At 61.3% G+C, this 23,667-nt stretch carries 20 protein-coding genes; 12 read left to right on the top strand and 8 right to left on the bottom strand.

Features of this window, described 5'->3' with window-relative positions:
* Window positions 1-7: 7 nt before the first annotated feature.
* Both OVA00_RS07480 and OVA00_RS07475 read right to left on the bottom strand, forming a co-directional pair.
* Window positions 8-1,279, bottom strand: coding sequence for a polysaccharide biosynthesis/export family protein (locus tag OVA00_RS07480; protein ID WP_268088468.1), 1,272 nt, complete (start codon window positions 1,277-1,279; stop codon window positions 8-10).
* A gap of 65 nt (window positions 1,280-1,344) precedes the next feature.
* Entirely contained in the window at window positions 1,345-2,025 is a 681-nt protein-coding gene (locus OVA00_RS07475) for a sugar transferase (RefSeq protein ID WP_268088467.1), read from the bottom strand.
* A gap of 752 nt (window positions 2,026-2,777) precedes the next feature.
* On the opposite strand from OVA00_RS07475, the gene OVA00_RS07470 reads away from it, so the two are divergent.
* Both OVA00_RS07470 and OVA00_RS07465 read left to right on the top strand, forming a co-directional pair.
* A complete protein-coding gene (locus tag OVA00_RS07470) occupies window positions 2,778-3,056 on the top strand; it encodes an exopolysaccharide production repressor protein (protein WP_060582949.1) in 279 nt (92 codons plus the stop codon).
* Window positions 3,057-3,288: 232 nt separating this feature from the next.
* Window positions 3,289-4,305: a glycosyltransferase family 2 protein gene (locus OVA00_RS07465; RefSeq protein ID WP_060521084.1), complete on the top strand. Its 1,017-nt coding sequence runs from the start codon at window positions 3,289-3,291 to the stop codon at window positions 4,303-4,305.
* Window positions 4,306-4,393: 88 nt separating this feature from the next.
* Here OVA00_RS07465 and OVA00_RS07460 read toward each other — a convergent pair whose 3' ends face one another.
* Together OVA00_RS07460 and OVA00_RS07455 are read right to left on the bottom strand one after the other, a co-directional pair.
* Entirely contained in the window at window positions 4,394-5,341 is a 948-nt protein-coding gene (locus OVA00_RS07460) for a polysaccharide pyruvyl transferase family protein (RefSeq protein WP_034797971.1), read from the bottom strand.
* Between the two features lie 86 nt (window positions 5,342-5,427).
* Window positions 5,428-6,393, bottom strand: coding sequence for a glycosyltransferase family 2 protein (locus tag OVA00_RS07455; protein WP_268088466.1), 966 nt, complete (start codon window positions 6,391-6,393; stop codon window positions 5,428-5,430).
* 121 nt (window positions 6,394-6,514) lie between these two features.
* Between OVA00_RS07455 and OVA00_RS07450 the strand changes: the two genes are divergently transcribed.
* From OVA00_RS07450 to OVA00_RS07410, 9 genes are all read left to right on the top strand, one after another.
* Window positions 6,515-7,999 carry a lipopolysaccharide biosynthesis protein gene (locus OVA00_RS07450; RefSeq protein WP_268088465.1) on the top strand — a complete coding sequence of 495 codons (1,485 nt, stop codon included), beginning with the start codon at window positions 6,515-6,517 and terminating at the stop codon, window positions 7,997-7,999.
* Between the two features lie 408 nt (window positions 8,000-8,407).
* Window positions 8,408-9,523 (top strand): acyltransferase family protein, encoded by a 1,116-nt coding sequence (locus OVA00_RS07445; RefSeq protein WP_090297405.1) that lies wholly within the window; start codon window positions 8,408-8,410, stop codon window positions 9,521-9,523.
* A 2-nt stretch (window positions 9,524-9,525) separates the two neighbouring features.
* Window positions 9,526-10,308 carry a glycoside hydrolase family 16 protein gene (locus OVA00_RS07440; protein WP_442780450.1) on the top strand — a complete coding sequence of 261 codons (783 nt, stop codon included), beginning with the start codon at window positions 9,526-9,528 and terminating at the stop codon, window positions 10,306-10,308.
* Between the two features lie 99 nt (window positions 10,309-10,407).
* Window positions 10,408-11,631, top strand: coding sequence for a glycosyl transferase family 1 (locus OVA00_RS07435; RefSeq protein WP_268088464.1), 1,224 nt, complete (start codon window positions 10,408-10,410; stop codon window positions 11,629-11,631).
* Window positions 11,628-12,608 (top strand): glycosyltransferase family 2 protein, encoded by a 981-nt coding sequence (locus OVA00_RS07430; RefSeq protein WP_090297203.1) that lies wholly within the window; start codon window positions 11,628-11,630, stop codon window positions 12,606-12,608. The genes OVA00_RS07435 and OVA00_RS07430 overlap by 4 nt, the downstream gene beginning before the upstream one ends.
* A complete protein-coding gene (locus tag OVA00_RS07425) occupies window positions 12,605-13,531 on the top strand; it encodes a glycosyltransferase (protein WP_110819096.1) in 927 nt (308 codons plus the stop codon). Before OVA00_RS07430 ends, OVA00_RS07425 begins: the two co-directional genes overlap by 4 nt.
* The gene (locus OVA00_RS07420; RefSeq protein ID WP_268088463.1) at window positions 13,531-14,547 is read left to right on the top strand and encodes a glycosyltransferase family 2 protein; all 1,017 of its coding nucleotides are present in this window, start codon (window positions 13,531-13,533) and stop codon (window positions 14,545-14,547) included. Before OVA00_RS07425 ends, OVA00_RS07420 begins: the two co-directional genes overlap by 1 nt.
* A 4-nt stretch (window positions 14,548-14,551) precedes the next feature.
* Window positions 14,552-15,457: a UTP--glucose-1-phosphate uridylyltransferase gene (locus OVA00_RS07415; protein WP_060521076.1), complete on the top strand. Its 906-nt coding sequence runs from the start codon at window positions 14,552-14,554 to the stop codon at window positions 15,455-15,457.
* Window positions 15,458-15,530: 73 nt separating this feature from the next.
* Window positions 15,531-17,891, top strand: a complete 2,361-nt coding sequence (locus OVA00_RS07410) for a polysaccharide biosynthesis tyrosine autokinase (RefSeq protein WP_268088462.1) — start codon at window positions 15,531-15,533, stop codon at window positions 17,889-17,891.
* A gap of 27 nt (window positions 17,892-17,918) precedes the next feature.
* Here OVA00_RS07410 and OVA00_RS07405 read toward each other — a convergent pair whose 3' ends face one another.
* On the bottom strand, window positions 17,919-19,373 hold the full coding sequence (locus OVA00_RS07405; RefSeq protein ID WP_268088461.1) for a TrkH family potassium uptake protein: 1,455 nt from the start codon (window positions 19,371-19,373) through the stop codon (window positions 17,919-17,921).
* A 353-nt stretch (window positions 19,374-19,726) separates the two neighbouring features.
* Between OVA00_RS07405 and OVA00_RS07400 the strand changes: the two genes are divergently transcribed.
* The gene (locus OVA00_RS07400) at window positions 19,727-19,969 is read left to right on the top strand and encodes a hypothetical protein (protein ID WP_268088460.1); all 243 of its coding nucleotides are present in this window, start codon (window positions 19,727-19,729) and stop codon (window positions 19,967-19,969) included.
* A gap of 48 nt (window positions 19,970-20,017) precedes the next feature.
* On the opposite strand, the gene OVA00_RS07395 is transcribed toward OVA00_RS07400, so the two are convergent.
* From OVA00_RS07395 to OVA00_RS07385, 3 genes are all read right to left on the bottom strand, one after another.
* Entirely contained in the window at window positions 20,018-21,091 is a 1,074-nt protein-coding gene (locus tag OVA00_RS07395) for a glycoside hydrolase (protein WP_442780466.1), read from the bottom strand.
* 46 nt (window positions 21,092-21,137) lie between these two features.
* Window positions 21,138-22,310, bottom strand: a complete 1,173-nt coding sequence (locus OVA00_RS07390) for a polysaccharide pyruvyl transferase family protein (protein WP_268088459.1) — start codon at window positions 22,308-22,310, stop codon at window positions 21,138-21,140.
* A gap of 142 nt (window positions 22,311-22,452) precedes the next feature.
* A complete protein-coding gene (locus OVA00_RS07385; RefSeq protein ID WP_034798028.1) occupies window positions 22,453-23,631 on the bottom strand; it encodes a polysaccharide pyruvyl transferase family protein in 1,179 nt (392 codons plus the stop codon).
* Between the last annotated feature and the right edge of the window lie 36 nt (window positions 23,632-23,667).

The following is a 23,667-nucleotide window of genomic DNA, read 5'->3' as shown; positions in this document are numbered from 1 at the left end:
GCGGTTCCTACTGCGTTGCCAGGTTGGCTTCGACCTTGATCACGTCACCGGGCAATACACGCGTATTTTGGTCGGCGGAGATCTCCGTCGGCTTTCCGTCGCGCTCGCGCATGATCGAATAGGCGATCGTCGCCTCCGCCGTATTGTCTTTCGACTGTGCGGCTTCGGCTGATTGCAGCAGCGCTTCGGCCATCAGGTCGCGGCTGGTGCCGAGCTTGATCGAAAGCGTGTCGAGTTCGGCCTCGGTGTTCTGCAGGTCCTGCGCCAGCTGAGCGTCCCAATCGTTGCGAAGATTGGTTTCGTCCTGGCCCGCCTTGCTGACGTCCTGTTTCGCCTTCAAAGAAGCTGTGTCGATGTCGAGAAGAGCGGCCTGCAATTCGGCAACGCGCTGCTCCAGGGACAGCTTGCGCTGGCTGAGCGCCAGGCCCTTTTCGGCAAGGCTCTCGACCTTCTCGCGGTCTTCAACGACGAGCTCGAGCTGGCGGTTCTGGGTTTCCGTCTTCTTTGCCAGCGACTGGATTTCGCTTTCGAGCAGGGACTTCAGATCGGCGAGCGACTTCAGTTGCAGCTTCTGCTTCCTGTCACGCGAGGCCATCAGCGCCGTCTCGTTTGCGAGAAGCTTGTCGATACCGGGAACGCCCTGAAGGTCCTTCGGCAGTTCGATGCCATCCTTTTCGGCGATCTCAGCCTGAAGGCGGGCGCGACGGATCAGCAGCCGGTTGCGCTCGGACGTCTGGACGCTCGAATCGCCATGCGCATTTATGTAGTCTCGCGCAAAGCGCTGGCCGCTTTCCGAACGGCGCAATCCGCCGCCAAGGCTTACGGCCTTCAGCACCGTCAGATTGGGGGCAAAAGGATATTCGCCGGGCTTCTGGACCTCGCCCGCCAGATAAACCGGGCGGTACTGCGCGAGTTCGACGGAGGCGGAAGGCCGATCGCGCAGACCGAAGAGCGTCTGCATCTTCTCGCCGATCGCTTCACCAACTTCGGTCGTCGTCTTGCCCGCCGCCGGCAGGTCGCCGATGAAGGGCAAGGAGAGCGCACCCGAAGGACCAACGGTGTACTCGCCGCTGACGACCGACCAGTCGCGGACAGCCCCCTCCGCGGTCTGCCATTCGGCCACGCGAATTCTCAGCCTATCCATAGTGCCGAGCTGATACTCATCGGCCCAAGCCGGAAAAGCACAAGTGAGCGCCGCGGCGATGAGAACCGCCCGGCGCAGGAAACGGGGTAGCGTGCGCGGCATGCGCGACTTTCCCGACAGATGATGTTCTCTCATTTGGGCTTCCCGAATGAAGGCGCCTTCCCGCGACCGGTCGCGCGGGCTTTCCAGGCGCTGTTGCGTCAGTAGCTGCCGCGCGAAAGGCAAACGGCGGGTATGGTTCTGACAACGATGGAGAAGTCCTTCAGCAGCGACCAGTTCTGGACGTACTGGGTATCGAACGCGATGCGGGTTGCGTAGGATACGTCGTTGCGCCCGCTGATTTGCCAAAGGCCGGTAAGACCGGGTCGGGATTGCAGGTAGTAGACGGCGGCGCTGTCGTAGAGCTCCAGTTCGTCCTCCACCACCGGGCGCGGGCCAACCATGCTCATTTCACCGCGCACGATGTTGACGAGCTGCGGCAGTTCATCAAGGCTTAGTTTGCGCAGGACACTGCCGACGACCGTGACACGCGGGTCGTCCTGCAGTTTGCGCGTCGCGCGCCATTCCTCGTAGGCGGCCGGATTGGCCTTGAGGTAGTCCTGCAGGATCCGGTCCCCATCAGGGCGCATGGTGCGGAACTTAAGGCAACGGAACGACTTGCCGTTATGGCCGATGCGGCGGTGGCCGTAGAAGATGCTGCCGCCGTCGGAAAACTTGACCAGCGCCATGAGCATCAGGAACAGCGGGCTTAAGACAACCAGGGCGAGGGAAGCGGCAAGCACGTCGAAGCCACGCTTCGAAACGCCACCCACGGGTGGGATTGCCGCAAACTCTGCGGCACTGAAAAACGGCGAATTGGCCGATCTGGTCGCAGACTTCATAGAGGTGACTCCATTTACGTTTGGCGATTTGTCGGTCTCCCCAGGGGGGCCTACAGCCCACACTGGGGCGCGCTCATCGTGAATAATGAACGTCCGGTAAGGATTTGCTTTTTGAAGGCGAAATAAAGGCGAGTATCCGAGCAGGGGCCAAAATGCGTATATCACCACTTTCGAATATGAAATATTTCTCGTGACAGGCGCTGTTATATTATTGCGAGAAACAGTATCACCTCGCACGTATTCCTGTATTGTTTCTGGCGAGCCAAATTACATTTCCGGAGAAGTGGCGATATCTTCGCAGGCCGATGTTTTCTTTGAGCTTCGGGAGCGTGATTTCCCCTGCTCCAAAATTATCGGTCCTCCGTATTTCCCAAATTTTGCTGCATCGCACCAAGTCTTCGCGGCGCACACAAAGACTCGCAACATCATTCAAACTTGTAATAAAAGTTGATCAGCACGTGCGTGTGGCGGCAACCATTGGGCGACGTGGAGACCCTCTCCCGACGGGAGGTGGAAAATCAGCTGCCGAGCGCAGGCTCGCGTCACAATGGCGCTCGAGGTTGATCAACTGATTTTTGATTCGATCGACGCTGCTCGAAACGCGACATAAAGATTTGCCTGTTTCTATGTACCAAAGCGGCGGCTATTGCCGGTTGCAGCCGATGTCCGTCGCCAATATATTAACATTTGCAGAGGAAAGGCCGATTTTGCGATGACGTCTGCAGCGATAGAACCGATTGCGAGCTAGTACCATGTACGCACCACGCGTCTTCGTGAGTATGATCGGCGCCCTGACGGTTTTTGCTGTCGTCACCTATTTCCTCAATGGCTCTCTCACATCCACGCTCATCCAGACGGCGATCTGTGCGGTCCTCATTCAGATCGGCTATTTCCTCGCGGTCGTTTTCCTAATCTGGAGAAAGGCGCGTGAGCGCGGAAAAAAAGCGGCTGAAGTGCTGCAATCGGCCAATGACGACAAGCCGGGCAGCAATAGCCACCGCCTGGACCGGCCCGGTCACTTCAATCGTTGACCGCACGGCCGGACAAGCCTGCCTCGCCATTCTTCAAAAAAATCGCCTTTGACGCGGTTGCGACATGATCGCCCTGCATGGTGCGGCCCGTTACGGCAAGATTCCATGCCGGGCTGCATGATCTAGCCGGTCGCCAATGACCCGGCTGCGTCATGTAGCGATCGAGAACTGGTGCAGTCCACTTGGCCCCTAGGCGCCGCGCTGCCCGCGAGACACGATACTGGAGGCCCCCATGACCACAGTCGCCCGGACAGATGTCTGCGTCATCATTGCTGCGAAGAATGCCGAGGCGACCATCGCCCGCGCGGTCGCGTCGGCGCTGGCCGAACAGGAAACCGCCGAAGTGATCGTGGTGGATGACGGCTCCACCGATCAGACCGTCGCCGCGGCGCGATCTGCCGACGATCACAGCGGACGGCTGACGATCGCACGCTTTGAAAGCAATCGCGGTCCTTCAGCAGCGCGCAACCATGCGATTGCCATCAGCCGCGCCCCGGTCCTGGCGATCCTCGACGCCGACGATTTCTTTCTACCGGGCAGGCTCGGCAGGCTCCTCGCAGTAGAGGAGTGGGATTTCATCGCCGACAATATCGCCTTCATGGGCGAGGCCGCAGTGACTGGTGCGGCTCCAAGGGTCGATGACTTCCCGCCACGGCCGCGCCTTCTCGGCCTCATTGATTTCGTCGAGGGCAATATTTCGCAGCCGGGCGTGAAACGTGGCGAGATCGGCTTCCTGAAGCCGCTGATGCGCCGCCGCTTCCTCGATAAGCATGGCATCCGCTATCAGGAGGCGCTTCGTCTGGGGGAGGATTATGACCTCTATCTTCGCGCACTGGCCAAAGGTGCACGCTACAAGGTCATTCAAAGCTGTGGCTATGCGGCGATCGTGCGCGGCAATTCGTTGAGCGGCAGCCACCGGACCGAGGATCTAAAGCGCCTCTACGAGGCCGACCGCGTCATACTCGCGGCAAACGACCTCGACGGTGAGGCAGCGGCTGCCGTGCGACGGCATGAGCGTCACGTGCGTGGCCGCTACCAGCACCGCCACTTCCTCGACCTCAAGAAAGAGCGCGGTGCTATGGCTGCGATCGGTTACCTCATGCGGCGCCCGGGCGCCGCGCCGGCCGTCACCGCCGGTATTTTCGCCGACAAGACGGAGCGCTTCAGGCCGCGCCAGGATGCGGCACCGGCGGGCGGAGGCGCGGCAGTGCGCTACCTTCTGCCCATCGGCGCGGAGCACGCGCGCTAGCACCACGCGTTGCGGCGTCGGCGCCACGTCGAACCATCGCGAGCGGAATACGCTCCGGCATCTCGTCCGGAGCGTCGTTTGTCACGTCCTAGAAGTAGGCGCGCCGTACGGCGGCCAACGCATCCTGGAAGCGTTCCTTGCGTTCGGCGAGCCGGCTGTCGCTGCTCAATTGCGGCTCTGCGCGAGTGGCCTGCCAAAGTGCAAGCGTCGACGGCGCCGCAAGCACCTGCTTGGCCGCGCTGCGCAAGAACGTCTGACGCGGTTCTCTGGCCGCGACGATCACCTCGCCGTCGGCGGATCGCAGGTTCGCAGCCTCCGGCACGGTCTGCGCCTCGAAGCCCATGCCCCAGAAACGTGCGCCCTTGATCATGGCTTCGGTGCGGCTGGAGACCGGAACATGGCGGGGACGGTATTCGACGCCGACGGTTTTTGCCCAGTCGTTCCACTTGAAGCTGTTGATGCTGTCCGACGTCGTCACCGCCACCCAGGGAACGCGGAATGCATCGGCAAGAATCGCCCCATGCATCGATTCGGCGACAATGAACTCCGATTGCGCGATCTCGCGGATCACGCTCTTGGCCTCGCCGCGCGGGTCGATGTAGTGCATGCCGACGGTGCCGCAGGTGACGGGCCACATACCGGCGATCGCACTTTCCCAATGGGGAATGAAACTGCGCTTGTATAGCTTAGGCAGGTTCCGGAATTCCGGCATGTCGGCGACCATGACCGCGGGATCGACAATACCGCGCTCCGGCGCAAGGCCGATCTTCTCGGCTGTCAACGGCCCGCGCACGCAGCGAAGGTCCCATTCGGCGGCATCCCGCATGTCCGGCAAGCTGCCGTAGCCGAAACCGCTGCCGATAACGAGCTTGCGGACGCCATCAGGCAGAAGCGCGCGGTTGAGCACCGTGCCGACGCCGACGAGGAGGATGTCGTCATGGACATCGCGAAAACCCGGCAGTAGGAAATCCCAAAGCCAGAGGTTGAGGTCGTCGCCGAAATTGCCGTGCTGAGATTCCCAGTAATAGGGCTTCATGGGCGGTCCCTTCTTTCAAATGCGAGATAGGTTCGATGCCGCGCGTTGCGGGCTTGTTCTTCCTCCAAAAGGAGTTTCTGTCCGGATCAGCGTGAACGGGAAAACTTGCCGACGGCAAGCTCGAATGCGCTTTGCAACAGCTTGGGATCGCGCAGGACCCAACGTGCCAGCAGTCGAAACTGCGGCGACTTCCGCCGCTTCAGCCGGCGCGCCTGGCTCCAGAGCGCCTGACGACGGGCCGTGTGCTGGTAGGACTGGATCGACGCGACGGCCGATGGCTTGCGCGAAAGCCGGTGCTCAAGCGTCTCAAGGGCAACAAAGGTGTTGAACTGCTGCTGCAGGAATTGCGGCGAGTCGTTGTCGATCGAGTGGAAGATGTTGATGCCCTCCCCGCGCACGGCACCGGCTGCATCGCAAAGCACGACACGATTTGCCGCCAGAATGCAGTCGCAGAAGAACAGCACGTCCTCGGCCGCGAGACGCAGCTCGGCATCAAAGCGCACCGTCTCGAAAAGCCGGCGACCAACCACCATGCAAGACAGGTGCAGGAAGCTCCAGTTCCGCAGCATGACATTGGAAAGATCGGGAATTTCGACGACAAGCGGGCTTTCCTGCAAGCGCACGACCGTATCGCTTGCCTCGAGATCGGCGATGCCGAAATGGTAGTAGAAGGCCTCGCCGCCTGTTATCGACGCCCAGTAGCAGTCGGCACCAAAGCGGCTCATGCTGTCGACGGCATTCTGGAGATGATCGGTGGTCCAGATGTCGTCGGAATCGAGGAACGCGGCGAACGCGGCGTCGGCCGGAACGTTGTCGAGCCCGGTGTTGCGCGCGCCGCCTGGACCCTTGTTGTCCTGCCGGATCACCGTCACGCGCGCCCGCTCGCCATCGGCAAGCGGCCTCAACTCCTCGTCGATCGAGTAGGGAGATTGATCGTCTATCACCAGGACATGGAAGTCTTGATAGCTTTGGGCAAAGACGGACGCGAGAGCGCGCCGAAGAATACCCGACTCCTTCTGGTAGTAGGGAATAATAACAGTCAGCTTCGCCATCTTTTCGCCCCTGCGGTTTCTCTAAAAGAGTATTTCGTGGTCTCCTCCCACCGGGTCGCGACCTCAAATCTAGCGCTTGCCCTTTGTCGGAAATCCTTCAAAGGCATCACGGGATGCTCACATGCCTTCAAACGTAAATGCCAAGTCTGTGACTCGGAACGTCGGCTGGAGCGTCCTTTCAAAGACAGGCACATTCGGGCTGAAGTTTGTCACCGTGCCGATTCTTGCCCGTATCCTGACGCCCGAGGAGTTCGGAACGGTCGCCGTCGCGCTCACCGTCGTGCAGTTTCTGGCGATGATCGGCGGCGCCGGTCTTGCCTCCGCTCTGATCATCCAGCGCGACGAGGACATGGAACTCATCCACTCCGCTTTCTGGGCCAATCTGGTGGTTTCGCTGATGATGGCGGTTGGGCTTTTCGTCTTTGCCGGACCGCTGGCGAGCCTGCTGGGTGCGCCGGAGGCAAGCCATCTGCTCCAGATCATGAGCCTGCTCATCCCGTTGCAGCTTGCCGGCGATGTTGCCTATTCACTGCTTGCCCGGCGGATGAATTTCAGCAAGGACGCGGTCTGGACCATGCTCTCCGAAATCCTCGGCGCGCTCATCGCGGTCGGGGCGGCGCTTCTCGGCTTTGGGGTGTGGTCGCTGCTTGCGCAGCTTTTCGTTTCTGCATTCATCCGTTTGGCCGGTCTCTACGCCGTCTCCGGCTATGTCCCGCGTTTCGTGTTCTCGGCACGGCGCGTACTTTCGCTCTGCCGCTTCAGCTTTGGCATGATGGGCTCCGAGATCGCCAACTTCGTCACCTTCCAATCGCCGATGGTCGTCATCAGCCGTTATCTCGGCCTTTCGGATGCCGGCGCCTATTCGGCGGCGAACCGCTTTTCCAGCATTCCGAACCAGATCGTCCTTTCAGCAGTCATGGGCGTTCTCTTCCCCGCCTTCAGCCATATGGGCGAGGATCGCCAGCGGCGCTCGCAAGCGCTGATGCTCAGCACGCAGGTCACCACCGTGCTGCTCGCGCCGATGATGTTCGGCCTCTGGGCGCTTGCCGAGCCGGCGATGCTCGTGCTCTTCGGACAGCAATGGGCCTCAGCCTGGCCGGTGCTCGGCCTGCTCGCCCTGTCGAAGGGCCTGCTGACACCCTGCAGCACCTACATTCCCTATCTCAAGGGTATCGGCCAGGGCACGACCCTCTTCTGGTGGGCGGTGATCCGGGCAATCGCCACCACTGCCGCCGTCGCCTATGCCGCGATCGGCGGATCGCTCGTCGAAGCGATGATCGCCCTCTGCCTCGTGAACCTAGCGACGCTTGTCGGCTATTCCTGGGTTGTCTTTCGCGCCGACCAGCTGCCCTTCCTGCGCGGGTTCCTGATTTCGGTGAGGCCGCTGGTCTCGGCTTGCATCATGGCTGTCGTCGTAAGGCTGCTGCTGGACCACTACGGCACGCTTCTTCCAAGCGCGGTGCTCCAGGTTCTTGTTGGCGCCGCGATCGGTGCCCTGATCTATCTGGTGCTGGTACTCGTTACCGAACGGTCGCTGCTGGCAAAGCTCACCGATATGGTTCGTTCCCGTGGTGCTTCGAGCTCTGTACCAGCCGCCGCCGAGTAATGGCTGGAATAGCGCTAAAGACTGCCCCACCCTTGCCGCATTTCGGCGAGGAATGAGATCCGCGGCATTGTCTCAACTGAAAAACAGAAGAAAAAGCGCACAACTTTTCGGCGTTACATATGCACTTTAACAAGCAGAAGCATCAGAAAATCAGCGGCCGTTAATATTCCGCAACTGACGCCCACGTCTTGGTTTTTTCCCAGTCCAAGTGCGGGGATAGGCCTATTTTCCTAGTATTGCCGCAAATTCCAATGCTGCACCGCAGCAAACCAAGGCCGATTCGTTTGCTGCGGCGCCATATTTTGATCCGTGCCCGAGCCTAATCTTCTGGGTGCGGGCTCTGGTCTGCTCTGTTGAAACGGCCGCTTCTAAACGCGCTGCCAGATGGGGGTGACGGATATCGTTGATGTGAACGCGAATATCTCCTCGCGGATCAATCTGATGCGCATCGTGCTGATCTCAGGCATTGTCTTTGTGCATGTGCCTTATGATCCGGCGACCAGTCCGTATGTCGGCACCTATGGCGGCATCGACTGGTTGCGCATTTTCCTGGGCGACAGCCTCTTCCGTGTCGGCGTCCCCTGCCTCAGCGCGATTTCCGGTTATCTCCTATTCCGTCGCGGTCTCGAAAATTTCGACTATGGCCGGACGCTGAAGACCAAGGCTCGCACGGTACTTTTGCCATTCCTGTTGTGGAACCTGGCGTTTCTCGCGCTGGTTTTCGTCGCGCAGAGCAAGGACATCAGTTCGGGCTATTTGCCGGAGGTCATCGGAGCCAGCCCCAGAGAGTGGCTGAGCTTTGCCTTCGCGCTCGAGGATCTGCCGATCAATCTACCGCTCTATTTTCTGCGCGATCTCCTGCTTTGTATCGTTCTTTCGCCAGCGCTCGCCTGGCTGATCAAGCGCTATCCGGCACAGACGCTCGCCGTCCTCTTCGCCTATGCGGTGCTGCCCGTTCCGAACGGCATCTTTTTGAAGAAGTCGATCCTTTTCGGGTTTAGCGCCGGCATCTACATGAGCCTGCATCGCATCGATGTCCGCAGCTTCGATCGCTTTTCCTGGCCGATTACCATCGCGTTCCTGAGCGCAGCCGTGCTCCTGTCCATCCTGCTCTATCAGTTTGGCCCGAATTTTCCGGTGTGGCTCGAAATGCTGCGCAGTCTGATTGCGATTTCCGGCATCGTCGGTTCCTGGGCGGTTTCGGCACTTCTCGTGCGAACCAACATCGGCGCTCAGCTTTCGCGCGGCAGCGGTCTCAGCTTCTGGATCTTCTGCACGCACTTTCCGCTACTCGTGCTCTTCTGGATGATCTGGAACCGCTCGGACATCGGCTACTACCCGGCGTTTTACTGCGCGGTTCCGCTCATCACGATCGCCTTCCTCGCCGGCGCCTACGCTCTTTCCGCGCGCTGGCTGCCAGCCCTCACCGCTATTCTCACCGGCAGCCGGACCGGCTCCGCCCGCGACATGCGTGCGCGGACAGGGGCTGTTCGCGCCGGTCCCTCCCCCCAGCAAAGGACCTGACCATGAGATCGAAACGACCTCACCGCCTCGCCCTGCTCACCCTTGTCGCCGTCGGCGTTGCCGGTCCGGCCCTGGCCGAAGAGACCACGACGGGTGCGTCTTTCATCGACAACTTCGATACACTCGACACCGCCGTCTGGTACGTCTCGGACGGCTGGAACAATGGCGCGCATCAGAACTGCACCTGGTCGAAGAAACAGGCGAAGGTCGTCAACGGCATCGCCGAACTGACGTTTGCTGAAGGAAAACTCGGCGAGCGCAATTACGCCTGCGGCGAAATCCAGACCCGCAAGCGCTTCAGCTATGGCACCTACGAGGCGCGGATCAAGACGGCCGACGGCTCGGGGCTCAACTCCGCCTTCTTCACCTATATCGGGCCGGCCGACAAGAAGCCGCATGACGAGATCGATTTCGAAGTGCTCGGCAAGAACCCGGCAAAGGTCCAGATCAATCAATACGTCTCCGCCAAGGGCGGCAACGAGAAGCTGGTCGACGTGCCGGGCGGCGCCAACCAGGGCTTCAACGACTACGCTTTCGTCTGGGAGAAGGAGCGTATTCGCTATTACGTAAATGGCGAACTGGTCCACGAGGTCACCGACCCAGCGAAGATCCCGCCCAATCCGCAAAAGATTTTCTTCAGCCTTTGGGGAACCGATACCCTGACGGATTGGATGGGCGCCTTTGCCTACAAGGGTCCCTCGATGATGCAGGTCGACCGGGTCGCTTTCACCGCGCCGGGAGACGAGTGCCAGTTCCCCGAGTCGATTGCCTGCAAAATAAACTAGCCGACGATCGGGAGCCGCGCCGGTGGGCGTGGCTCTCGCCGCTGCAAGGCGCAAAATTTGAACCATGTCCGGCGCAGCCGGACAGAAAACTGGATGTTCATGCTGCAGATACTTTACTTCGCCCAGGATCTTGCCGACCCCGCCGTTCGCCGACGCGTGCTGATGTTGCTTACCGGCGGCGCAAAGGTGACGCTCGCCGGGTTCAGGCGCGACGCAAACCCGCTGGCGGCGATCGAGGGCATCGTACCTGTCGAGCTCGGCAACACCCATGATGGCCGGTTCGTCCAGCGCGTCGGTGCGATCGCGAAGAGCTGTCTCTCGCTGAAGCAGGCGCTGCGCGGCGTCGAACGTCCAGACCTGATCATAGCCCGCAACCTCGACATGCTGGCCATCGCCAGGAAGGCCGTCAGCCTCTTCGGCGGCGACGTCCCAATCGTCTACGAATGCCTCGACATTCACCGCCTACTCCTTTCCCCCGGCATCGCTGGCAAGGCGTTGCGAACAAGCGAGCGCCTGCTCGGCCGTGACGCGCGCCTTTTGATCACCAGTTCTCCCGCCTTCGTCGAGAACTATTTCCGCCCGTTATCGGGTATCTCGGCACCGACCATGATGCTTGAGAACAAAGTGCTCGAGCTCGACGAAACCGATGCGCGACCATCGGTGACCGCTGCCGCCGCACCGACACATGGCCCATGGCGGATTGGCTGGTTCGGTGCTCTTCGCTGCCGCAAATCACTTGCGCTGCTGGCGGCCTTCTCGCGCCGCATGGAGGGTCGCTTCGAGATCGTGCTGCGCGGCCGGCCGGCCTATCGCGAGTTCGACGACTTCGACGGCTTCATCCGCAACGAACCTTTCATGACGTTCCACGGCCCCTATCGCAGCCCGGAAGAGCTTGGCGCGATCTACTCTGACGTGCACTTCACCTGGGCGATCGACTTCTTCGAGGAAGGTCAGAACTCCAAATGGCTGCTCCCGAACCGGCTCTATGAAGGCTGCCGCTTCGGGCGGGTGCCGATTGCGCTTCGCGGCACCGAGACCGCACGGTTTCTGGCCATACGTGGCCTTGGCGTGCTTATCGAAGAAGCTGATGCCGACGCGCTTGCCGCACTCATGGGGTCGATGACCTCCGAGATTTACGACGCCACATCCCGGCGGATCGCGGCCTGCGCGCCGGAAACCTGGATCTTCAATCGCAGCGATTGCGAGGGCCTCGTGCGCCGTCTGTCGGCCGTCACGTCCGCCGCTCCGCCGCGCATCGCGCTGGACTTCCCGCAAGCACATCAAAACACCTCAACGCCCCAAAACGAAGGTGGATTGTCATGAGCATACGTGTCCTCATCGTCATTCCCTGCCTCAACGAGGCGGAACATCTGCAGGGCCTCGCCGAAGCCTTGCTGCCCGCGGCAAGGCGCCTCAACGGCGCCATCCTGATCGCCGACGGCGGCAGCACCGACGGCACCCGTGAGATCGCGGCACGCCTCGCCGAGGCGGATCCCGCCGTGCTGGTGCTCGACAATCCGAAACGTATCCAGAGTGCTGCGATCAATCTCGCCGTCGCACGCCATGGCACCGATTTCGATTATATGATCCGCATCGACGCGCACGGCACCTATCCGGATGACTATTGCGAGCGCCTCGTCGAGGAGGCTCTTCTGACCGGCGCGGACTCCGTCGTCGTCGCCATGCAGACGGTTGGCTTCACGCCCTTCCAGAAGGCCACGGCCTACGCCCAGAATTCCAAGCTCGGCAATGGCGGCGCCAAGCACCGTCTCGGCGCGGCGAGCCACTGGGCCGATCACGGTCACCATGCACTGATGCGCATTTCCGCCTTCCAGGCGATCGGCGGGTATGACGAGATCTTCAGCCACAACGAAGACGCGGAGTTCGACTATCGCTTCCGCCAGGCGGGCTATCGCATCTGGATGACCGACCGGACCAGCATGGTCTACTACCCCCGCGCCAAGGTCGGGCCGCTCTTCCGCCAGTACTTCGCCTATGGGCGCGGACGCGCGCGCAATGTGTTGAAGCACCGCGCCTGGCCGAGCCTCAGGCAGTTGCTGCCGCTTGCCGTCGCTCCGGTCGCTGTCGGCGCGCTGCTCGCGGTCGTCAGCTGGCTTGCGGTCGTTCCGGTCGTGCTCTGGGCTGTGGCCTGCATCGGCTACGGCATGTGGATGGCGCTCGGCCAGAAGAACCCCTACGGCCCGCTCGCGGCCATCTCGGCAATGGTCATGCATTTTGCCTGGTCGGCCGGCTTCTGGCGGGAATTGCTCACCACGCGCAACCGGAGGGTGGCACCATGACCAACACCGTCGCCCGGACACAGATCGACATAGCGGTGTGCACGTTTCGCCGGCCGGAGCTTGCAGAAACCCTGCATTCTCTCGCGCTCATCACCGTGCCTGCCGATGTGGCGATCCGCATTATCGTCGCCGACAATGACGTGACGCCGAGTGCGCAGGCGCTCGTCAACCAGATGCGCCCGACCATGCCTTGCGAGATCCTCTACGTGCATTGCCCGGCGTCGAACATTTCCATCGCCCGCAACGCCTGTCTCGACAACAGCACCGGGCACTATCTCGCCTTCGTCGACGACGACGAGACGGTGTCGAGGACCTGGCTCGTGCAATTGCTCGATACCGCGCTAACGACCGGCGCCGATGTCGTGCTCGGCCCGGTTCGTGCCGAATACACGCTGTCTGCCCCGAACTGGATGCGCCGCGGCGATTTTCATTCAACCCGGCCGGTCTGGGTCGATGGCGAGATCCGCACGGGCTACACCTGCAATGTTCTGATCGATCTCACTCGCCCGGTCGTCTTCAACAGGCGGTTCAATCTGGCGCTCGGGCAGACAGGCGGTGAGGATACGGAGTTCTTCCGCCACATGCATGCGGATGGTGGGCGTCTGGCCTATGCGCCCGATGCGCTGGTCTTCGAACCGGTACCGGAGAAACGCGCGCGACTTGCCTGGCTTGCAAAGCGTCGTTTCCGTTCCGGCCAAACCCATGGCCGGCTCTTGAGTGAACCGGGCCAAGCCGGCAGCCGAGTTGCCGAAATCGTCCGCGCGACGGCGAAATCAGGCTATTGCGCCATCGCAAGTCTTATGCTGCTCGGATCGCCGGTCGCTCGCTCGCGCTACGCGCTTCGCGCAATCATGCATGCGGGCGTCGTCAGCGGCCTCATTGGTGTGCGCGAACTCCAGCAATACGGAGCGGCGACCGCTTGATGACGCAACGCGCCCCCGACGTCAGCTTCGTCATCGCGGCCTATAATGCTGCCGACACGATCCGACGCTCCATCGACAGTGCGCTTGCGCAGACGGGCGTCGACGTCGAGGTGATCGTCGTCGACGATTGCTCAAAGGACGAGACCTGTGCGGTCGTCGAAGAACTCGCTGATCCGCGCGTGCGGCTGCTGCGACTTGCCGAGAACCGCGGGCCCGGCGGCGCGCGCAATGCCGGTCTCGAAGCGGCCCGTGGCGACTGGATCGCCATTCTTGACGCGGACGACACGGTTAGCCCTCAGCGGCTGTCGCGCATGATCGGCCTTGCTTCCTCGACCGAAGCTTCGATTGTGGTCGACAACATCGACGTCCTCAATCTCGATGGGCGGCTGGAGCGCATGTTTCCCGAAGCCGAGCTTGAGCGCCGTCGGACGCTGACGCTTGCGGCCTTCATCGGTTCCAACGTGCTTTTCCGCTCCACCTTCAATTTCGGCTACATGAAGCCGATCTTTGAGCGCCGGTTTCTGAACGAACATCGCTTGCGCTTCGAGGAAACGATCCGCATCGGCGAGGACTACATCCTGCTCGCCTCGGCGCTTGCCCATGGCGGCCGATGCGTCATCGATCCCTCGGCCGGCTATTGCTATCACATCCGCGAGGGCTCGATTTCGCGCGTGCTCGAACTGCGCCACATCGACGCGATGATGACGGCCGACCGGGAATTCCTTGCCAGGCACACGCTCGATGCCGAGGCGCTGGCTATGCAGCGCCGGCGCGACAAAAGCCTCGTCGAGGCGCACGCCTTCCTTCGCCTTGTCGAACACCTGAAATCCAGATCGTTGGCCGGAGCCACCCAGGTGGCTCTGACCAACCCCAGAGCGCTTCGGCACCTCAGAATGCCGATCGCCGTGCGATTGCGCCGGCTCTTTGCGCCAGTCGCACGCATGAAGCCTGCCACCTCGACGGTGGCGGCCGAACGACCCACCTCGGGCGAAAGCCCACACGTAAGTAAAGGATAAGACCATGGACCGTATCAGGACCGTCAGGAAAGCTGTGATCCCGGTCGCCGGCAATGGAACGCGGTTTCTTCCCGCGACGAAGGCGATACCGAAGGAGATGTTGACGATCGTCGATCGTCCGGTCGTGCAATATGCGGTCGATGAAGCCCGTGAAGCGGGCATCGAGCACATCGTTTTTGTGACCAGCCGCAACAAGCAGGCGATCGAAGACCACTTCGACGACACGCCTGAACTCATCTCGTCGCTGACCCGCTCCGGTAAGAACGCCCAGATTTCCGAACTGGAGCAGATGCTGCCGCGCGCCGGTTCCGTCAGCTTTACCCGCCAGCAAGCGCCGCTCGGCCTCGGCCATGCCGTCTGGTGCGCCCGCGATCTCATCGGCGACGAGCCCTTTGCACTGCTCCTGCCGGACATGCTCTGCCACGGCGGACGCGGCTGCATGGCCGGTCTTGTCGACCTCTACCGTCAGACCGGCGGCAACGTTGTCGGCGTCGAGCAATGCGCTCCGGAAGATGCCTCGAAATATGGCATCGTCGGCAAGGGTGCGGCCGTCCCCTATGGCTTCGAAGTCACCCAAATGGTCGAAAAACCGCTTATGGGCGAAGCCCCGTCCAATTTTTATCTGAATGGTCGTTACATCCTGCAGCCGCAGATCTTCGACATACTCGCCCATCAGCCGCGCGGCGCCGGAAACGAGATCCAGCTAACCGACGGCATGCTGAAACTCTCGCAAAATCAAGCGTTTCACGCTCATCCCTATGATGGGCGCACGTTCGACTGCGGCTCCAAGGAAGGCTTCATCGCGGCCAATGTCGCCTTCGCGCTGGCGCGTTCCGATCTCGGCGACGCGGTCTATGCCTCGGTCAAGGACATGGTCCTGTCTCACGAAGGCCGCATCCGCGCCGCATAACTGGCTTCGGCGCCTCTTTTGAAAAGAAGAGGCGCCAGCCTTCGGACCAAAGGGAAACGGACAGAGCGACCCAATGAATCAAAGAAGTCTCCCCTTCAACAGTGTCGTACCGCGCAACGTGGAGGAGCCCGACGGCTTCATCGACCTCGATCGTCTGTTTTCGGTCGTCTTGCGTCGCGCCAGAATGGTCGGCCTGTTTGTGGCGCTCTTCATCGCGCTCGGTGTCGCCTACCTGGTCTTCGCAACACCGCTCTACACATCGGCAACGCAGGTCCTACTCGACGAGAACCTGTCGAAATTTGCCGAAGAACAGGCGCCGCCGCAAAACAGCGCCCTGCTCGACACCCAGATTGCCAGCGCCGTGGAAATCCTGAAATCCGGCGAACTCGCCCTGCGTGTCGTCGACAAGATGAACCTTGCCGACAACGATACCGTCCTCAATCCGCCGCGCTCGCCGTTCGACGTCGTCAAGGACGGGCTGAAGTCCGTTACGGGCATCTTCTCGAGCGGGCCGGAGATTTCCGAGGATATGGCCCGCAACGGCCGGAGGCAAAAGGCGGCGGCACTGCTCCAGCAGGGACTGGCCGTCGAACGCGTGACGCGAAGCTCCGTCGTCTCGCTTGCCTATCGTTCCAGCGATCCGCAGCTTGCCGCCGGCATCGTTCGCACCTATGCCGACGCCTATCTCAACGATCAGCTCAACGCCAATTTCGAGGCGACCGAACGGGCCTCGGTCTGGCTGCAGGAACGTCTTGCAGACCTTCGGCAGCGCACGCAGACCGCGTCTCTCGAGGTCGAAAAATACCGCAGCGAAAACGGCCTGACGCTTGCGCGCGGCGAACTCATGTCGGAACAGCAGCTGGCCGATCTCAACAGCCAGCTGATCATTGCCCAGGCCGATAGCGCAAGCGCTTCGGCGCGCTACAAGCAATTCCAGGCGATCGTCGACCAGGGACCGGAGACGGCCGTCAAGAACGCCACGATTTCCGCCAAGGAAGGCGACAACTCGGTCATCCGCGATCTGCGTACGCGCTACCTTGCGGTCAGCAAGCGCGAACAGGACGTGAGCCAGAGCTTCGGCGCCGACCATCCGCAGGCCGTGTCGCTGCGCAAGGAGAAAACCGATGTCGGCCGCCAGATCTTCCAGGAACTGCAGCAGCTGACGGCAAGCTACCGCAACGAATACGAGGTGGCGCGCTCACGCGAAGCGTCACTGCGCGAAAACATAGAAGGCACCACCGGGCGCAACGCAAATGCAAATGTCTCGCTCGTGCACCTGCGCGAACTGGAGCAGCGGGCAGCCGCGCTGAAGACGCTCTATGAAACCTATCTGAACCGCTACGAGCAGGCCTCGCAGCAGCGCTCCTTCCCGATCGCCAAGGCGCGGGTGATTTCCACCGCCGGCGTCCCGGCCTCGCCGTCGAGCCCGAAGAAGACGATGGTGCTGGCCCTTTCGGCGGTACTCGGCCTGATGGCGGGCGGCGCGTTTGCGGCCTTCCAGGAGTTCCGCGAGCGGACGTTCCGGCTCGAAGGCGACGTGCGCGCCATCCTCGGGCACCGGTCGTTCGGCTACATTCCATTGGTCGGCCCGCGTCACCCTGGAACGACGGATCTCGTTCGCGCCAAGCTGATGAAGAACAAGATGCCGCCACCGGTAACGCAAGGGGCTCCGTCTTTCGAGCGCCTCAGCCGCATCGTGCTCGACGCTCCGCGCTCGTCCTTCACAGAGACCTTCCGCAACGCCAAGCTTGCCTGCGACCGGATGCTGACCGGCAACGGCTCGCGCGTCATCGGTATCGCCTCGGCGGTGCCCGACGAAGGCAAGTCGATCATTGCCGCGAATTTTGCGGCCCTCCTTGCCGCAAGCGGCAAGAAGACCCTTCTGATCGATGCTGACATCCGCAAGCCGGGTTTGAGCAAGATGATCAATCCGCCGCCGAAGGTGGGCCTTGTGGAAGCATTGACCGGGCAGGCATCCTGGCCGGCGGGGATCAAGATCGACCAGCAGACGAAGCTTGCGATCCTGCCGGTCGGCGGTGAAGCAGTGGACGGAAACGGCCCGTATGACAGCCATGAGCTGCTTGCGTCGCCGGCCATGGCCGAGCTCATCGACAATGCACGCAAGTCCTTCGACTATGTCGTCGTCGATCTCGCGGCACTCGCCCCTGTCGTCGATGCCAAAGCCTTCGCGCCGCTTGCGGACGGCTTCCTCTTCGTCGCCGAATGGGGCCGGACGCCGTCGCGCCTGGTGCGCGACCTCTTGCATTCGGAGCCGCAGATCAATGCCAAGATCCTCGGCGTGATCCTCAACAAGACCGACATGCAGGAACTGGCAAAGTACAGCGACTTTGGCGGTGCCGAGCATTATCGCCACCGCTATGAGAAGTACTACATCGAAAGCGCCGGCACGCGCCGCAAGACCGAGGCCGCCTGACAGGGCGGCCTCGTTTCGACTTGTCGCTCAGTCCCTCCAGAAGAGCGGTGTCAGGATGACCAGGACCGTCAGGATTTCCAGACGGCCGAGCAGCATCATGAGCGACAGTAGATAGAGCGCCGGGTCGGTCAGCGTCGAGAAGTTGCCGGCCGGCCCGATGATCGGGCCGAGCCCGGCGCCAACGTTTGAAAGCGCCGTTGCGACCGCCGACACCGCCGTGACGAGATCATAGCCCATCGCCCCCATCGCCAGGCTGCCGAAAGCCCAGATGAACATGTAGGCTGTAAAGAACAAGAACACGGTGCGCTGCACGTCTATGTCGACAAGGGTCTTGCCGTAGCGCACCGTGTGGACGGCGTCGGGGTAAATCAGCTTGAAGATACCGGCGCGGATCGAATTGAAGATGATAATGAAGCGGTAGGCCTTCATTCCGCCCGCCGTCGAGCCGGAGCACCCGCCCATGAAAGTGGCGGCAAAGGCAAGTGCGACGATGAACTCACCCCAGAGCATGTAATCGTCGCTGGCAAAACCGGTCGTCGACAGGATGGACGAGACGGTGAAGAAGCCGTGCGCCAAAGCCTCGTGCGCCGAGACCCCATTGACGATCCGCTGGTAGAGGCTTGCGGCCAGCGCAAGTGCCGTCAGATAGGACAGAAAGACGATGATCTGCGGATCCTTTAGCGTATCGAGCCGGCCACGAACGATAAAGAGGATGAGCACCGAAAACGGCAGGCTGCTCAACGTCATGAAAAAGGTTGCAACCCAGAGGATCGCCAAGTTGTCGAAAGAGCCGAACGAGGCATCGTGGGTGGAGAAGCCACCAGTCGCGACCGTTGACATCGCATGGTTGATCGCGTCGAAGCGGCTCATGCCGAGATAGGAATAGATGATCGTGCACGTCACCGTCATCACGACATAGATCAGGATGAAGGCGCGCGTGAAGGTGACGATGCGGGCGAAGGGCTTTTCGGTGGTGTCTGAGGACTCCATCTTGAAGAAGGACATGCCGCCGACCCGAAGATACGGCATGACGAAGAGCCCGAGCGCCACGATCCCGATACCGCCGAGCCAGTGCAGAACCGATCGCCAGAGAAGGATACCCGGAGGCGCATGGTCGAGGCCGCTGATGACGGTCGACCCCGTCGTGGTGATGCCGGAGACCGATTCGAAGAAGGCCTCGGCGAAATCGAGCTTCAGCGACGACAGCCAGAAGGGCACGGCGCCAACGAGAGACACGACAATCCAGAGAAGATTGACGACCAGAAAGCCCATCTTGCGGCTGAACAGCGGCGAGCCGCCCTGCGTGGCGGCGATCGCCAGAAGCGACAGACCACCAGTCGCAAAGGCCGAACCGGCAAACACTCTCCAGTTGGGATGGCCATAGAACAGATCGATTGCGGCCGGCAGCAGCATCGCGAGCGACAGATAGAACGCGGCCTTCGCGGCGATGTTGATCGCGGTCTGGTAAAGGGGTGCATGCAACGGTTTATCGCCTCAGCGCTTTGTCCAGGACCGAATCAGCCCTCTGGATTCGCGGCCATTCAACCTCAAAGGCGAGCGATTCGCACCGGCTCGGGGAAGAGAACCGTCTCGTGACCGACAGTCAGTCCGGTATTTTCGCCGATTTTTCCCAAGGGCGCGGCAATCATGTCTGGGCGTTTCCGGCAAATACAGCGCAGAAGGCGCGAAACGCATGCTGCAATGCGGCATTTCGTCCATTCCAATGTAACTCACGAAAAGATCACGCCTTTTAGCCACGGCAAGTCATCACCTTGACTTATTTCCACGTGTAAAGCCTGCTTCATCCATTCCACATGCAACCTTGAGCACAACCGATGACCCCCGCCCGTTTCACTCAATGCCTTCTCGTTCTTCGTTGGACGCCGATCAATCTGGCAAGCGCCCTCCATTGCAACCTGGCATGGATCGAGGCGATGAAGACCGGGGACGAAAAGGTGCCGGAGGAACTGGCGACCTGGCTGGAAACGCTGGCGCGAACCCACGAGGAACTCGGCATTCCCGTCACCTACCGCGGCAAGGGGCTTGAGCCTGCGGCGAGCCGCGCAACGCGGCGCTGATCCCGCGGAACGATGTTCTGTGCAACTCGCACCCGAAAGCGCCCTGCATCAATCGCCCTTGGCCGGTTCGATCGCAAGCGCGCCGGCCGGGCTCAGAGCTCCGCAGCGCCATAGCCGGTAGTTCTGCTGGGTGTCCCAGTCGTAGTAGTAGGCGGCATCCAGGCGTTTTTCTTCGGAAAGCTGCTCGAACACCGTCCGCATGGCCGTCATCGCCCCTTCGCGTTCGCGATCATCGACGGGGCAGCTACGCGCCGTGTTGGCAATCCCCCATTCCGTCACCCAGCAGGGCCGCCCCCGGTCGGCAGGCGCGCAGAAATCGAGAAGTTTGGTGACGATCGAGGTGATTGCAACCTTATCCTTGCGCGCCGGATAGATGTGAATGCCATAGGCATCGACGAGCGCGTCCATGCCCCGCGCCTTCAAAAGGGCGATCACCTCGCCCGGGTCCAGCCGCTCCATCCCCTGGCGGTCCGCTTCCTTGGCTCCCATGTCGGAGAGCCCGGCGGAGACGATGATCGCCTTGCTGTTGGCGCTCGCTCTTACGGCGTCGCGGGTGATCTTCAGCGCCTCGACATAGTTGTCGAGCCCCTTCCCGAACGCCTGGGGATCTGTGAGTTCGCCGAGATGTCGCGGCGTCGCTTGGCCCGGCCTCTCGTAGACGGCGAGGTCGCCGTTATAGCCGGCGAGGTTGATCTCGTTTCCGGGTTCTACCGCTTCCAGACGGATGCCAAGGGCATCGATGCGCTGAAGTGCTGACGCCAGGCCGACACGGTAACGATCGAGGTCCAGATCGGACAACCGGTTGATATCCCAGATGCGCCCGAAGCCGGTGCGCGGGCGAACGCTGTCCGGATAATAGCTTTTGTTCGACAGCTGGATTTCGAGCAGGATCCGCAGACCCAGCCGGTTGGCAATCTCCAGCGCGTCGATGCTTTTGTCGACAGGGCGCGACAGCGATAGCCGCACATGCGTGGCGCCGCTGTCGGCGATTTCGCGAAGGATGCGTTCCTGATCCGCGCGCTCCAGCCAAGCAAGATTGAGCCGATTGACGCCGTAGCGCGCAGCCGCAGCCTCGCCCGCGAACGCCGGAGCGCCACGCGAAAGCGCCGCCCAGGAGACCAGGGCGGCAAGGAGTAGCGCCAACGGCGCTGCACGGGTCAGGGGCAGATTAAATGCCAACCTGTTTAAGCGCACTTTGGAAGTTCGCCTCGCATGCCGAATAGCGTTCGGTAACCGCTTGCGTATCGATCTTCGACAGGAAGTTGGCGAGATGCGCCTTCTTGTCCGTCTCACGGTTCCAGACGCCCGCCTCGATATAGGGGAAGCCGATGAATTCGAGCATCTCGCGCATGCGGTCGTCGACGGCGATCATCAGCGAGGGCGTGCCCGCCTGCATGCCGATGACGCAGCCATGGAAGCGCCTGCCGATGCAGAGGTCCCGGGTCGATGACCAGGCGCGCCACTGGTTGGTGTCGAAGAACACCATCAGTTCGTTCTGCCGCTGCCATTTTTCCTGATGCTTGTATTCGGTCTTGCCGGTGATGCGGCCGCTGGAGCGGTCATAGACCGGCGCGTTGTCATCCACGGGAAGGGTGAGGTTATAGGCGACGACTTCGTCCTGGATGACGTAGCTGGCCACGCTCTCCGGCTTCAAGAGCGCGTGGGCATCGACGATGGTGTCGGCGACGCTACCGAGATAGCCGCCGAGCGCGAGCTTCTGTGCCGAGGCAAGGTCTGCGTTGGCAAGCGACGTCAAGGAGTGGCGCATCTCGTTGGGAGCGAAGAAGAGCGAGGGGCAGCCGGTCGGCTTGACGAACTTCATGCCCTCCGCGCGCAGGAACTCCGCGGTGAAATAACCGCGGGTCAGGAAGAAGCTTTCCTTCTGCTTCAAGACCTCGAGGAACCGCAACGTGCCGGCCGGCAGGTTTTCCTTCAGACCTTCACGCTTCTGGATGCCGATGCCCATCACCAGAACCGGCATCTTCAGCTTCTCGAACACATCCGCTTCGAGATCGGCCGAATACCCCGGACGCAGCAGGTTCGCCGAAGCGAACACGCACATGTCGAATTCCTTGTTCAGGGCATCGTAGACGTCATTGGCCCCGCGGCTGTTGACCAGATGCCAGAACGGCACATAGGTCACGTCATGACCGCGCAAGGCGTAAGCTGCGCCCTCGCCGATCAGGTAGTTACCGGTGTTGGCGATCTTCTTGACCTGGTCGACCAGATCCTTCTTGCTTCGGATATCGTCGAAGTAGGGTTTGTGATGAACCGTCGCACCGGAAACGCGCGCCACGGTACGCTGGAGGTAGGAAGGGATTCCGGTGAGCAGGATACGCATCGATACACCTGGTTTGTGGACTGGCCCACAGAGTTGAGGAAGAGGGAGGGCGGCACGAGGAAGCGGATCTGCAAACCTCACCGTGCCGCCCGAACATCATGAATTGAGCGCCTCGGATCGAACGCGTCCGAGGCATCACGGTTTAGAGGCCGATGCCGATCTCGCGCAGCACCGTACGGAAATTGCGTTCGCGATCGGAGTAGCGGTCGACTAGTTCAGACGCGTTCAGCCCGGCCAGATGGCTGGCAACGAACTCCGCCCGGTTTTCCGCCTTTTCGAGTTCCTGGACGTCGACCGACGGGAGGCCGGTAAAGCCGAGCATTTCGCGCATGCGGTCGTCGACGGCCACCATCAGGCTCGGCACGCCTGCCTGCATGGCGATGATCGAGCCATGGAAACGACGGCCGAAATTGAAGTCCATGTGCGAGGCCCAGGCGCGCCACATGTTGGTATCGAAGAAGGTGCGCACATCGAAGGGGACCTTCTGGCGCTCAGCGCCCGGAAAAGCCAGTTCGCCGAGCATCTTGCCCGAGCAGGAATCGAAGACCCTGCCATCGGCATCCGGCTCGACCTTCATGTCGAAGTGCAGGAATTCGTCCTGGATGATGTATTGGGGCTTGGCGCCTTCCGGGTTGAGCGCGATCGCATCGACGATACAATCGTGATTGGCGCCGAGATAGCCCGAGAAGATGGTCTTTGCCTGACCAATCTTGACGTCGGGCAGCTTCTTCATTGACGCGCGCATGTTGTTCGGCGCGAAATAGACCGAGGGGCAGCCGGTTGGCCGGACGTACTTGAATCCCTGGTCCTTCAGGTAGCCGGCGGTTTCGTAGCCGCGGGTCAGGAAATAGTGCTCACGGTCCTTGAGAACATCGAGCAGGCGCTTCGTCCCCTCCGGCAGGCCTGTTTCCAGGTCCTTGCGGTTCTGGTGGCCTATGCCGAGCATGACAATCGGCATCTTCAGCTTGCTCAAGACATCAGCCTCGGCATCGGCGGAGAGGCCCTTGCGCAACAGGTTCGCGCAGGTGAACACGCAGATGTCGAAGTTGTTGTTGAACTCGTCGAAACCGGTGCCGTTCTTATGGCAATTATAGAGGTGCCAGAACGGGATTTGCTTGGCATGGGGAGCAATGGCGCGCAAAGCCCCTTCACCGATCAGATAGTTACCGGTGTTGCTGATGTTGCGAAGCTCCTGAAGAAACTCGTCCTTGGATTCGGGCTGTTTCTGCCGTTCCGAATAGGAAACCGACAGGCCATTGGCGCCGTTTGCGAGGCGCGTGTAATGACCAGGAATACCCGTCAGGAGGATTCTTGGACGCATGCGTAAGTCCCTTCTCTTTGAAAAGTCGTACGGGTC

The sequence above is a fragment of the Ensifer sp. SL37 genome, from assembly GCF_026672675.1.
Lineage (GTDB): Bacteria > Pseudomonadota > Alphaproteobacteria > Rhizobiales > Rhizobiaceae > Ensifer > Ensifer adhaerens.
The sequence above is the reverse complement of the archived record's forward strand: the minus strand, read 5'-3'. Positions and strand labels throughout refer to the sequence as shown.

Bases quoted from the DNA above. Each gene is read 5' to 3' on its own strand.
- OVA00_RS07425 (WP_110819096.1), top strand. From the start codon at position 12,605: ATGACCAACACCGTCGCCCGGACACAGATCGACATAGCGGTGTGCACG.
- OVA00_RS07430 (WP_090297203.1), top strand. From the start codon at position 11,628: ATGAGCATACGTGTCCTCATCGTCATTCCCTGCCTCAACGAGGCGGAA.
- OVA00_RS07410 (WP_268088462.1), top strand. From the start codon at position 15,531: ATGAATCAAAGAAGTCTCCCCTTCAACAGTGTCGTACCGCGCAACGTG.
- OVA00_RS07455 (WP_268088466.1), bottom strand. From the start codon at position 6,393: ATGGCGAAGCTGACTGTTATTATTCCCTACTACCAGAAGGAGTCGGGT.
- OVA00_RS07435 (WP_268088464.1), top strand. From the start codon at position 10,408: ATGCTGCAGATACTTTACTTCGCCCAGGATCTTGCCGACCCCGCCGTT.
- OVA00_RS07460 (WP_034797971.1), bottom strand. From the start codon at position 5,341: ATGAAGCCCTATTACTGGGAATCTCAGCACGGCAATTTCGGCGACGAC.
- OVA00_RS07385 (WP_034798028.1), bottom strand. From the start codon at position 23,631: ATGCGTCCAAGAATCCTCCTGACGGGTATTCCTGGTCATTACACGCGC.
- OVA00_RS07400 (WP_268088460.1), top strand. From the start codon at position 19,727: ATGACCCCCGCCCGTTTCACTCAATGCCTTCTCGTTCTTCGTTGGACG.
- OVA00_RS07450 (WP_268088465.1), top strand. From the start codon at position 6,515: ATGCCTTCAAACGTAAATGCCAAGTCTGTGACTCGGAACGTCGGCTGG.
- OVA00_RS07475 (WP_268088467.1), bottom strand. From the start codon at position 2,025: ATGAAGTCTGCGACCAGATCGGCCAATTCGCCGTTTTTCAGTGCCGCA.
- OVA00_RS07470 (WP_060582949.1), top strand. From the start codon at position 2,778: ATGTACGCACCACGCGTCTTCGTGAGTATGATCGGCGCCCTGACGGTT.
- OVA00_RS07465 (WP_060521084.1), top strand. From the start codon at position 3,289: ATGACCACAGTCGCCCGGACAGATGTCTGCGTCATCATTGCTGCGAAG.
- OVA00_RS07390 (WP_268088459.1), bottom strand. From the start codon at position 22,310: ATGCGTATCCTGCTCACCGGAATCCCTTCCTACCTCCAGCGTACCGTG.
- OVA00_RS07415 (WP_060521076.1), top strand. From the start codon at position 14,552: ATGGACCGTATCAGGACCGTCAGGAAAGCTGTGATCCCGGTCGCCGGC.
- OVA00_RS07440 (WP_442780450.1), top strand. From the start codon at position 9,526: ATGAGATCGAAACGACCTCACCGCCTCGCCCTGCTCACCCTTGTCGCC.
- OVA00_RS07480 (WP_268088468.1), bottom strand. From the start codon at position 1,279: ATGAGAGAACATCATCTGTCGGGAAAGTCGCGCATGCCGCGCACGCTA.
- OVA00_RS07420 (WP_268088463.1), top strand. From the start codon at position 13,531: ATGACGCAACGCGCCCCCGACGTCAGCTTCGTCATCGCGGCCTATAAT.